Source organism: Mesorhizobium sp. P2_E7, from assembly GCF_056403855.1.
Window position 1 is genome coordinate 1 of sequence record NZ_JBFUER010000003.1, and the last position, 11,043, is coordinate 11,043.

Below are 11,043 nucleotides of genomic sequence, written 5' to 3' on the forward strand. Positions count from 1 at the left end.
CCGCAGACGCGGTGTCGTGGCCCGTTACGCTTGTGGCTTCGGGGCCGTCCGAGTGTCGCTTACGCGGCTCTCTTGAATTCTCACAAGGGCTTATTCAGAAGCAAACTGCTTCGCCGCCAGCGGCGCACCGCCCTCGTTCGTGAGGCGTATATAGTCGCCACCAACCAAAACTGTCAACAGCACTTCGTCATGTTTTTGAACTTTTTGCGACAGAAGTTTCAGAGCCGGCGGACTGCCCCAGGGGAACGTTGGGGTTGCCACGAAGGAGCCCTATTGCCGCCGCATTGCCGTTCGACACCAAGGCCAACAAGAAGGTACCGCGCGACCCGCGCAGCGCCTTCGTCCAAAAGACCAAAGCGAGGCCTGCGCATGACCGGTTGGGAGCCTCTTATAAGAGCATAGAGACGCCTCTTTATAAGGGGCCGTAAAACAGAGCGTGTGAGTGGGGATTTCGCCGCTTCGTTGACTTCACCCGCCGTGACAGGCAAATGTCATGGCCCAACAGAAGCGAAAAGCCGTTCCGCCCGGGGAAGAAGCAGCCTTTCTGGATGCCAGACACGGAAGATGTCATAGCCGAACTCGGCAATGAGCCGCCGCTGATCGCGGATGGCCGCAGCGGCCCGCCCGATCGGCGCGAGGTTTCGGCGCGCTGGCTGTCGGGCACGTTTCTTACCGGCGTGACCTCGAGCGTGCTGATGGGTGTGGCATTGTTTGCCGCCCTTGACGGCCGCCAGCAGCTGGCAACCCCGCCCGAAATCGCCGAACTGGCCCAGCTCGAAAGCGGCGGCGATTCCGGTGAGGTCGCCAAGACCACCAGGCTGGTGGCGCCGCGCCAGATCGCCAAGGCAAAAGATCGCCGGCGCATGGAAGTGTCGATGGTGACCAAGGTCGGCGACCGCGACGTTATCCACACCATGCCGTTCGTGCAGATCAAGATGGCACTGGCCGCCGGCCACACAACCAACCGCGCCTATCCGCCTTTCGACCCGATGCAGGTGTTCGGCGACGACGGCGACTCAACGCCCGCGCAGCCGGCGACGGCTTCCGCGGTTGGCGGCCAGATCTACGGCGCCAAGGTCGAAAGCGAAATGAGCCTGAAGACGGTCGATTTCCCGGTCGAGACGGCCTCCTTCGACGAAAAAAGCGACCTGTCCGCCGACGAGGTGGAAAAGGTGGTGCGCGAAGCCGGCACCGACCTCAGCGACGGCGCCGTGCAGGTCGCCTCGCTGCATTATGTCGACCCGCAGCGATTCGGCGATGCCTTCGCCGAATCGATGGCCGGCTCTTACGACGTCAAGATCGTGCCGGAAAACGTCTCGGTGGCGCCGCGCGTCGCCATCGACGACCAGACCCCGGCTTTCGCCGAGGAAATCATCCCCTTTACCAGGGACCGCGACATTGCCGAGGCCTTTGCCGATTCGGGCTATACCGGCGATGACGCCACCGGCATGGCCGAGGCGATCGGCAAGTTACTCAACGCACCGGCGCTGAAGGCCGGAACCGTGCTGCGCGTCGGGCTCGAAGTGCATGGTGATGCCGCCAAGGTGGTCCGCACCAGCGTCTATGACAAGACCACGCACATCGTCACCATCGCGCTCGACGATCACGGCCAGTATGTGCCGGCGCAGGAACCCGAACCGAATCCCGAATTGCTGACGGCGTTTGACGATTCCTCCGCGCCGGTGGTCGTGCGCGGCAATCTGCCGAACGTCTATGACGGCATTTACCGCGCCGCCTATTCCTATGGCATGTCTAAGAAGCTGACCCAGCAACTGGTCAAGCTTTTGGCCTCCGGCGTCGACTTCCAGTCCAGGCTCAATCCGTCGGACCGCATCGACGTCCTGTTCTCGCAGCCGGACGGCGACGACCAGGCCTCCGACGAATCGGAACTTCTTTATGTCTCGTCGACCTTCGGCGGCCAGACACGCAATTTCTACCGCTTCCAGATGCAGGACGGCTCGACCGACTATTTCGACGAGGATGGATCGAGCGCCGAGCAGTTCCTGCTGCGCAATCCCCTGCCCGCCGGGAAATTCCGCTCCGGCTTCGGCGCCCGCAGGCATCCGATCCTCGGCTACGTCCGCATGCATACCGGCGTCGACTGGGCAGCGCCGATCGGAACGCCGATCATCGCCGCCGGCAACGGCACCGTCGAAAAGGCCGGCTGGGCCGGCGGTTACGGCAAGCAGATCATCATCCGCCATGCCAATGGTTACGAGACCTCCTACAATCACCAGAGTGCCTTTGCCAAAGGCATCGAGCCGGGCGTTCATGTCCGCCAGGGCCAGATCATCGGCTTCCTCGGCCAGACCGGCCTCTCCACCGGTCCGCATCTTCACTACGAGCTGATCGTCAACGGCACCAAGGTCGACCCGATGCGCGTGCGCCTGCCGGTCGGCAAGGTGCTGAAGGGCGACGACCTTGTCGCCTTCAAGCGCGAGCGCGAGCGCATCGATGAACTGCTCAAGCAGGAAGACGGCAATCCACTGAAAGTCGCGAGCGCCAAGATCGAAGGCTAAGCCTTCAAAACCGCGCTGCCGAATCAAATTCATTCAAAATCAGAGCACTACGAATCAGTCCGCCCGGAATCAGGGTTGCTGATTCTCGGCGGTTTGCGACCAGGGCAGCTTCTGTCCGGAGATGGTTATCCAGGCGATGACAGCGGCAAGCAGGCAAAGCAGGGCCGTCACCACGGATACGGCTGCGAAGGCCGCATCGCTGGCGGCGAGCCGTGTCGCTTCAAGTTCAGGCGCGAGTGCTGTCGAGACCGGTTCGCCGAACCCCGGAATGCCAGGCCTGACGCTGGTGTCCAGCATCGTCGAATAGACCCAGGCCGCGAGCGACCCCATCGCCGCCACCGCGATCAGCCCGGCAATGCGCGAAACCGCATTGTTGATGCCCGAGGCAGCGCCCGTATCCTTGTCCTCGACCGCCGTCATGATCGCCGTCGACAACGGTGACACCACCAGCGCCATGCCGAGCCCCATCACCGCCATCAGCGGAAACGTGCCGGTCCAGAAATTGTGCATGCCGGCATGGGTGAGCATTGCAAGCCCGGCAAAGGCGATCGCCACGACCAGGCAGCCGCTGGCGATCGGAAAGCGCGGACCGATCCGGTCCGACCACTGGCCGACGGGACCCGACAGCAGCGCGATCGACGCCGACAGCGGCAGGAAGATGAAGCCGACCTCTTTGGTGCTCAGTCCCCAGCCGGCAATCAACAGCATCGGCAGGTAGAACAAATTGGCCGACAGCGCGAAATAGAGGAAGAAGGTGGCGACGTTGGCGCCGGCAAAGGCGCCGATCCGAAACAGCTTGAGATCGATCATCGGCTCGCGCTGCCGAAGCTCGAAGACGATGAAGACCACGAGCAGCACCGCACCCGCGGCGATGCTCGGCCCAGACATCAGCCCACCGCCTTCGCCGCTCATCGCGGTCAGCCCATAGGCAAGTGCCCCGAAGGCAAGCGTTGCGAGCAGCGCTCCGCCGAGATCAAGGCTGCGCTTCTCCGTAGGCGCGTCGGCGGAAATCTTGGCCAGCAGCAGATAGATTGAGATCAGCCCGAGCGGCAAATTGACGGCGAAGATCGCCCGCCAGATGCCGCCGCCAAAGGCGGCCAGGACAAAGCCGCCCAGCACCGGACCGAGCGCCGTCGTCAGCGCCGAAGCGGCGGCCCAGATGCCGATCGCCCGGCCGCGCTCGTTCTTCGGATAGGATTTGGCGATGATGGCGAGGCTGCCCGGCACCATGATCGCCGCACCGACGCCCTGAACCGCGCGAAAGGCGATGAGCACCAGCGCATTCGGCGCCACCGCGCAGGCAAGCGAAGCGACAATGAAGAGCGCAATGCCGGCCACGAAGGCGCGCCGCAGACCGAATCGGTCGCCGGCGGCGCCTCCGGCCAGGATCAGCGCCGACAGCGTCAGCGCATAGGCATTGGAAATCCACTGCGCTTCGGCCAGGCTGGCGCCGAGGTCGACGCGCATAGCCGGCATGGCAATCGCCAGGATCGAACCGTCGATAAAGCCGAGCGCGGACGCCAGGATCGCCGCCACCAGCACGAATTTGCGCTGCGCCGGCGGACAAAACGAACCGTTGGAAAGAGAGCTGGTCAGAGGGATTGCTGCGGCTTCGCTCGGAGACTTCATGAGCGCTTGCTTAGACCCCCTATGCCCTGGCAACAACCAGCCAGAGCTTCGCAGTCCTTGAAACCAGATTCGACCTGGCCGCATGGGCAGGAATCACGCCTCAATGGATGCAACCGGCACACAGCGTGTTAAGTTTCTTGCAACGCGCAAAGCAGGGGAAGCCGCATGAAACGACCGCTCGAACCATCGGTAGAGGCGCGCGGGCGCGTTGTCGGCATCACCGATGGCGTCTTTGCCATCGCGCTCACGTTGATCGTGCTTGAGATTCGCGTGCCGGCACACGAAATGGTCCACTCCGAGGGCGAGCTGCTTTCGGCGATCGCAGCACTGGCGCCGCGCTTCCTGACCTATGCGCTGAGCTTCCTGACGCTGACCATCTTCTGGTTCGGCCAGCAGGCGCAGCACGGGCTGATCGCTAGGTCAGATCGGCGGCTGGCGACGCTGAACCTGTGTTTTCTCGCCTTCATCGCCTTGCTGCCGTTCTCGACCGACCTGCTGGCTGACTTCCTCGAGTTCCGAACCGCGGTGATCGTCTACTGGCTGAACCTGTTGATGCTGGGCGTGACGCTGTTCGCAAGCTGGTGGTATGCCGACGGGAACGGCATGATCGCCGAGGATGTGGACGCTGAAACGCGGCGCACGGTCTACAATCGTATCGTCAAGGCACAGGCGCTGTGGGCGGCCGGCGCGGCGCTGTGCCTGATCACGCCGCTGCTCAGCATCGGTTTCATCCTGCTGGTACAGCTCATCTATGCCGCCGCGCCGCGCGCCTCACTGCTGCGTAAACTCGTCGGTTGAGGTCCCGCCGACATCCGCGATTGTTGGTCCGCCGACGAATTCCACCGTGACGCCCGGCGAGACGAGCTTGGCCAGTTCTCGCGCATCCCAGTTGGTTAGGCGCACGCAGCCATGGCTTTCGGTCTTGCCTATCTTGGAGGGATCGGGCGTGCCGTGAATGCCGTAGGTCGGCTTGTCCAGCGCAATCCATACCGAGCCGACCGGCCCGTTCGGCCCCGGCGGAATGGTCAGGATCTTGTCGTTCTGGCCCTGCTTGAAATTGATGCTCGGATTGTAGGTGTAGTTCGGATCGAGCGCGACGCGCGACACCGTATGGGTGCCGGTTGGCGAAGGCGTGTCGGCCGAGCCGATGGTGGCGGGATAGGCCGCGACCAGCTTGCCAGCGGCGTCATACGCGAACACCTGCTTCTTGTCCTTGTCGGCGACGATGCGGGCAACCGGAGTCGCCACCAGCCTGCCGAAATTGGCGACCTTGATGATGGTGCCGGGACGGTTGAAGTCGGCCTCTGGATTGAGTCCCTTCAGATAATTCTCGTCCATGTGGAAGCGCTCGGCCAAGGCCTCGGTGACAGAGGTGTAGGCCATGCGATCGAGCTGCGCTTTCTGGCTGTAGTCTTCCGGTATCGAGGCGACGTAGGGGCCGGCCGCGTCCTCGGGGGTGATCGTGTAATTGGCGAAAGCATCGCCGCCGGTTTGCGCCAGCGCTGCCTGGATGCCGACCGCATCGGTCGAGCGCAGATTGCTGCCGGTGATCTGATTGTAGGCGGCCAGCGCCTTGTCGACATTGGAGCCAAACCGTCCATCGATGACGCCGGGTGAGGCGCCGGCGCGGTCGAGCAGCACCTGCAAGGCAGCCACATCCTGGCGCGCACCGAGTGAAAGCGAGGGATCAACGACAGTCTTGCCGCCCTCGCTCTTGGGTGGCAGAGCGGCCTGGTCGCCGGGTGCCGCCGGGTCGATCGAAGCCTCGTTCAGCGGCTGGCGCTTGACGGGCCGCGGCTCGGCCGACTTCGGCGCTTCCGGGTAGACGTCGCCATCATCATTGGCGTTATCCTGGGGATAGCCCCCAAGGAATCTGTCACTGTTGGGATCGTATTCCTCAATCGGCGGACCCGGAATTTGTCCCTGATCGTCCAGCTGCCGGCGGCGGAAACGCGCCATGTCCTCGGGATCGTCGAGATAATAGCGGTCGTCATCCTCGACCGGTGCGCGTCCGAGTTCGCGCGCCCGCATCTGGCGACGCAGCGCACGGCGGTCGAGCCTGGTCTGCGGCGGCTGGATGGCGATGACCTTGCCGGTGTCGGCATCGACAATGACGCGGTTGCCCCTGGCGTCGTAGTAGATGTCGAGATTGCCGTCCTGGGCGAGCACAATGCCGGCGCTATCGGCAACGCGAACAACCGGCCGTGCGTTGTCCACTGTCGGCGATGCCATGGCGCTGGACGCAAGCAGCCCGGCTGCGAGCACCGAAAAGGCAAAGATCGTGCGGAACATGGTGGTCAAGCTCTCCGGTACTTACAGCGCCGCGCGTCTGTTTGGGCGCGCAAAGGACGCTGTAACACTTCATGTCTGCGCATATCCTTTCCGAAAATCGAATTTCGATTTTCGGGGTCATGCGTAAATTGCCGCCGCCCCCGGCAGTATCCCTTCAGAACGCGCTCGCCACCATTTGGATGCGTAGGCAACGCCCTGACCGTCAAAAGCCTGCGGGCAAACCTCTTCGCCAGCAAACCAGAACATAAGTTTTCCAACATGAACCGGGCATGAAGATGGCGGATTTCAGGTTCGCTACAGGCCCAATTCTTTGCGCGTCTGCTTCGTCAGCTTGAGGACGACGAGGCGATGGCTTTCGCCGAGATAGTCCTTCAGCGCATCATCATCCATGCTCTGGCTTGTCTGACGCTGGATCCATTTCATGCCGCGCGAGGCCAGATAGGGCGCCGGCCGGCAGCCAGGCTGGTCCTTCAGAATGTCATAGGCCATCTCAGAACATTTGAAGGTGACGAAGACGCTTCCCTCGCGATCATGACCGGCGATGGCGAAGACCTTGCCGCCGACTTTCCAGACATGCGCGCCACCCCACTGCACGACGTGGGTCGTCTGCGGCAGCGAGGCGCAGAGGCTGTTGTAGTCGTCCAGCGTCATCTGCACCCCACCAAAGCATTGTTATTTCATGAGAAAACGCCGCGCGTCCGTTCGGGACGCGCGGCGTATTGGTCAGGCTGCGGCTTCGGTCGCCACTACAGTGGGCTTCGACCGGAAATTCAGCCGGTCGGAGCCGGCGGTAACCTTCACGGTCGAGCCGTCGAGGATGTCGCCGAGCAGGATCTTCTCCGCCAGCGGATCCTGCAGGTCCTTCTGCATCACCCGCTTCAGCGGCCGCGCGCCATAGGCCGGGTCGTAGCCCTTGGCCGCCAGCCAGTCGATCGATTCCTGGTCGAGCGACAGCGTGATCTTGCGGTCGACGAGCAGGCTTTCCAGCCGCTTGAGCTGGATCTCGACGATGCGGCCCATATCCTGCCGGCGCAGCCGGTGGAACAGGATCACCTCATCGACGCGGTTGAGGAACTCCGGCCGGAACGACGCTCTCACCACGCCCATCACGTCGTCGCGCACGAGATCGACATCCTGGTCCTCGCTGAGATTGACCAGATATTCGGAGCCGAGGTTTGACGTCATGATGATCAACGTGTTGCGGAAGTCGACGGTGCGGCCCTGTCCGTCAGTCAGCCGCCCATCGTCGAGCACCTGCAGCAGCACGTTGAACACATCGGGATGCGCCTTCTCGATCTCGTCGAACAGGACGACCTGATAGGGCCGGCGCCGCACCGCTTCGGTCAGCGCGCCGCCTTCCTCGTAGCCGACATAGCCGGGAGGCGCGCCGATCAGCCGGGCGACCGAGTGCTTTTCCATGTACTCCGACATGTCGATGCGCACCAAGGCGCTCTCGTCGTCGAACAGGAAGTTGGCCAGCGCCTTGGTCAGTTCCGTCTTGCCGACGCCGGTCGGCCCGAGGAACATGAACGACCCGATCGGCCGGTTCGGATCCTGCAGGCCGGCACGGGCGCGACGCACGGCCTTGGACACCGCCTGCACCGCCTCGCCCTGGCCGACGACACGCTTGCCGATCTCGTCTTCCATGCGCAGCAACTTGTCGCGCTCGCCCTGCAGCATCTTGTCGACCGGAATGCCGGTCCAGCGCGACACGATATGGGCGACGTGATCAGGCGTGACCACCTCTTCGACCATGCCGACCTTGCCATCCTGGGCCTCGGCTTCCTTCAGCTTCTTCTCCAGCTCCGGAATCTTGCCATAGGCAAGCTCGCCGGCGCGCTGGAATTCACCCTTGCGCTGCGCAATGGCAAGCTCGTTGCGGGCCTCGTCGAGCTGCTTCTTCAGGTCGGCGGCGAGCCCAAGCTTCTGCTTTTCGGCCTGCCATTTGGTCGTGATCTCGGTCGATTCCTCCTCGAGGCCGACAAGTTCCTTTTCCAGACGGGCGAGCCGATCCTTCGAAGCGTCATCCGTCTCGACCTTCAGCGCCTCGCGCTCGATCTTGAGCTGCATGATGCGGCGATCGATTTCGTCCAGCGCCTCAGGCTTGGAATCGACCTGCATCCTCAGCCGCGAAGCGGCTTCGTCGACGAGGTCGATCGCCTTGTCCGGCAGGAACCTGTCGGCGATATAGCGGTTGGACAGAGTTGCCGCCGCGACCAGGGCCGAATCCGAGATGCGCACCTTGTGGTGCTGCTCATACTTTTCCTTCAGGCCGCGCAGGATCGAAACCGTGTCCTCCACCGACGGCTCGTCGACGAAAACCGGCTGGAAACGGCGGGCAAGGGCGGCATCCTTCTCGACATGCTTCCTGTATTCATCGAGCGTGGTCGCGCCGACGCAGTGCAGCTCGCCGCGCGCCAGCGCCGGCTTCAGCAGGTTCGACGCATCCATGGCGCCATCGGCCTTGCCGGCGCCGACCAGCGTGTGCATCTCATCAATGAACAGGATGATGCCGCCGGCGGCAGCGGTGACTTCATTGAGCACGGCCTTCAGCCGTTCCTCGAACTCGCCGCGATATTTGGCGCCGGCAATCAGCGCGCCCATGTCGAGCGCCATCAACTGCTTGTCCTTCAGCGATTCCGGCACGTCGCCATTGACGATGCGCAGCGCCAGTCCTTCGGCGATCGCCGTCTTGCCGACACCGGGTTCGCCGATCAGCACCGGATTGTTCTTGGTGCGCCGCGACAGCACCTGGATGGTGCGGCGGATCTCGTCGTCACGGCCGATTACCGGGTCCAGCTTGCCGGCGCGAGCGTCGGCGGTCAGGTCGCGGGCGTATTTCTTCAGCGCGTCATAGGCCTGCTCGGCGCTCGCCGAATCGGCGGTGCGGCCCTTGCGGACATCGTTGATGACCTGGTTCAGCGCCTGCGCGGTGACGCCGGCCTTGGCCAGGATATCGGCTGTCTTGGCCGATTTCTCCATCGCCAGCGCCTGCAGCAGCCGTTCGACGGTGACAAAGGAGTCGCCGGCCTTCTTGGCCAGTTCTTCCGCCGTCGAAAACACCTTGGCCAGCGGCTGCGCCAGATAAAGCTGGCCGTTGCCGCCTTCCACCTTGGGCATGGCCTCAAGCGCGGTTTCGACGCCGAGCTTGACGTCGCGGATATTACCGCCGGCGCGCTCGATCAGCGAGGCGGCCAGGCCCTCATCGTCGTCAACGAGGACTTTCAGCATGTGTTCGGGGGTGAATTGCTGGTGATTGCGCGAGAGCGCCATGGTCTGGGCGGACTGGATGAATCCGCGGACGCGCTCGGAGTATTTCTCGAGGTTCATTTCTGTCTCCTTCCATCACCGGCCCGCTTTGCGGCACCGGATCAGATTGCGGTGACGGACCCGCTCATCCGAGCCGGGTCCAGTTCACGCCAGATATGGGGCGCAAGCCATTGCCGCTCAAGACTTGCCGCGGATGATATTGCATGCCCGTGCAAACGAAAACGGCGGAGATTTCTCTCCGCCGTTTCATTGGTTGACGTCTTGTCCGGTTAGTTGTTGGCGTCGACGACGAACGGGTCGACGGCAGGGCTTTCAGCCGGCGCCGCATCCACCACCACCTCGGTGGCTGCAGCGGTCTCGCTGGCGCTATCCACCTGTTCACCACCAGACTGGTCGTCACCGACCTGATCGGCATTGGTGCGCGGGCGGCGCGGGCGACGAGGACGACGCGCAGCGCCGCTCTCGGCAGCGGCCTCATTGAGTTCGGCACGGGCCGCAAGAGCCGCCGGCGACAGGTTTTCGTACAGCGGCGCCGGCTCGGAAAAACCGGTCTCGGCTTCGGGTTCAACCGCGGAAACGGCCTCCGCCTGCACCGGGGTTTCGGTGAAGCGCTGCTGGTCGCCGCGCTGGCCGTTCTGCTCGCCGCGCTGGGCATAGTCGCCACGCTGGTCGTTCTGGCCATAACCGCCATTGGGGCGGCGGTCCCGGTTGCGGCCGTTGTTGTCGCGCCCGTTATTGTTGCGACCATTGTTGTCACGGCCATTGTTGTTCTCGCGGCCGTTTTCCTGGCCGTATGCCAGTTCGGCCGGCGTGCCTTCGATCGTCGGCTGCGGACCGTTGCCGTGGTTGACCTGCGGAGCCTGCGTCTCGCCGCCATTGCCGTTGCCGGCATTGTCGAAATCGTCGCGATCTTCATCGTCGTCGAAATCGTCGCGATTCTGCTGCTGGTTCTGGATCGGCAACTGGGCCTGCGCGGCAGCGATGATGCGATTGTAGTGCTCGGCATGCTGGAGGTAGTTCTCCGCCATCACCCGGTCGCCGGAGCTGTGCGCGTCACGGGCCAGAGTGGCGTATTTTTCGGCGATCTGCTGAGCCGATCCGCGGATCTTCACGTCCGGGCCGTTGCTCTCATAGTTGCGCGTCAAGGGATTTGGGCCCTTGCGGTTGTTGTTGTTGTTATTGTTGTTGCCACCGCCGCCGCCATTGTTGTTGCGACCGCGCATGCGCCTGTTCTGCTGTTGTGGCCTCATAAGACTCTCTTCATTTTGAAATTTTCGAAAAACGTTTCACGAACGGAGGCGCTCATGCAGCCAGCCGTTTCGTTTCTTCACCG

At 63.2% G+C, this 11,043-nt stretch carries 7 protein-coding genes; 2 read left to right on the forward strand and 5 right to left on the reverse strand.

All coding sequences use genetic code 11. The annotated features are described in order from the left end of the window. Nucleotides 1-548 precede the first annotated feature (548 nt). Nucleotides 549-2,519, forward strand: coding sequence for a M23 family metallopeptidase (locus AC1DYC_RS19200; protein ID WP_477409025.1), 1,971 nt, complete (start codon nt 549-551; stop codon nt 2,517-2,519). Nucleotides 2,520-2,588: 69 nt separating this feature from the next. Here AC1DYC_RS19200 and AC1DYC_RS19205 read toward each other — a convergent pair whose 3' ends face one another. Beyond that, on the reverse strand, nt 2,589-4,148 hold the full coding sequence (locus AC1DYC_RS19205; protein WP_477409027.1) for an MFS transporter: 1,560 nt from the start codon (nt 4,146-4,148) through the stop codon (nt 2,589-2,591). Nucleotides 4,149-4,313: 165 nt separating this feature from the next. Between AC1DYC_RS19205 and AC1DYC_RS19210 the strand changes: the two genes are divergently transcribed. After that, on the forward strand, nt 4,314-4,946 hold the full coding sequence (locus AC1DYC_RS19210; protein WP_477409029.1) for a TMEM175 family protein: 633 nt from the start codon (nt 4,314-4,316) through the stop codon (nt 4,944-4,946). Here AC1DYC_RS19210 and AC1DYC_RS19215 read toward each other — a convergent pair. From AC1DYC_RS19215 to AC1DYC_RS19230, 4 genes are all read right to left on the reverse strand, one after another. After that, the gene (locus tag AC1DYC_RS19215) at nt 4,920-6,440 is read right to left on the reverse strand and encodes a L,D-transpeptidase family protein (protein WP_477409620.1); all 1,521 of its coding nucleotides are present in this window, start codon (nt 6,438-6,440) and stop codon (nt 4,920-4,922) included. The two genes, AC1DYC_RS19210 and AC1DYC_RS19215, sit on opposite strands and share 27 nt — an antisense overlap. 294 nt (nt 6,441-6,734) lie before the next feature. Beyond that, nucleotides 6,735-7,091, reverse strand: coding sequence for an MmcQ/YjbR family DNA-binding protein (locus AC1DYC_RS19220; RefSeq protein ID WP_477309665.1), 357 nt, complete (start codon nt 7,089-7,091; stop codon nt 6,735-6,737). Nucleotides 7,092-7,163: 72 nt separating this feature from the next. Beyond that, entirely contained in the window at nt 7,164-9,770 is a 2,607-nt protein-coding gene (gene clpB / locus AC1DYC_RS19225; RefSeq protein ID WP_477409031.1) for an ATP-dependent chaperone ClpB, read from the reverse strand. 209 nt (nt 9,771-9,979) lie between these two features. After that, nucleotides 9,980-10,960, reverse strand: coding sequence for a DUF4167 domain-containing protein (locus tag AC1DYC_RS19230; RefSeq protein WP_477409033.1), 981 nt, complete (start codon nt 10,958-10,960; stop codon nt 9,980-9,982). Between the last annotated feature and the right edge of the window lie 83 nt (nt 10,961-11,043).

Coding starts and splice junctions, on each gene's coding strand:
- AC1DYC_RS19200 (WP_477409025.1), top strand. CDS start 549: ATGCCAGACACGGAAGATGTCATAGCCGAACTCGGCAATGAGCCGCCG.
- AC1DYC_RS19205 (WP_477409027.1), bottom strand. CDS start 4,148: ATGAAGTCTCCGAGCGAAGCCGCAGCAATCCCTCTGACCAGCTCTCTT.
- AC1DYC_RS19210 (WP_477409029.1), top strand. CDS start 4,314: ATGAAACGACCGCTCGAACCATCGGTAGAGGCGCGCGGGCGCGTTGTC.
- AC1DYC_RS19215 (WP_477409620.1), bottom strand. CDS start 6,440: ATGTTCCGCACGATCTTTGCCTTTTCGGTGCTCGCAGCCGGGCTGCTT.
- AC1DYC_RS19220 (WP_477309665.1), bottom strand. CDS start 7,091: ATGACGCTGGACGACTACAACAGCCTCTGCGCCTCGCTGCCGCAGACG.
- clpB (WP_477409031.1), bottom strand. CDS start 9,770: ATGAACCTCGAGAAATACTCCGAGCGCGTCCGCGGATTCATCCAGTCC.
- AC1DYC_RS19230 (WP_477409033.1), bottom strand. CDS start 10,960: ATGAGGCCACAACAGCAGAACAGGCGCATGCGCGGTCGCAACAACAAT.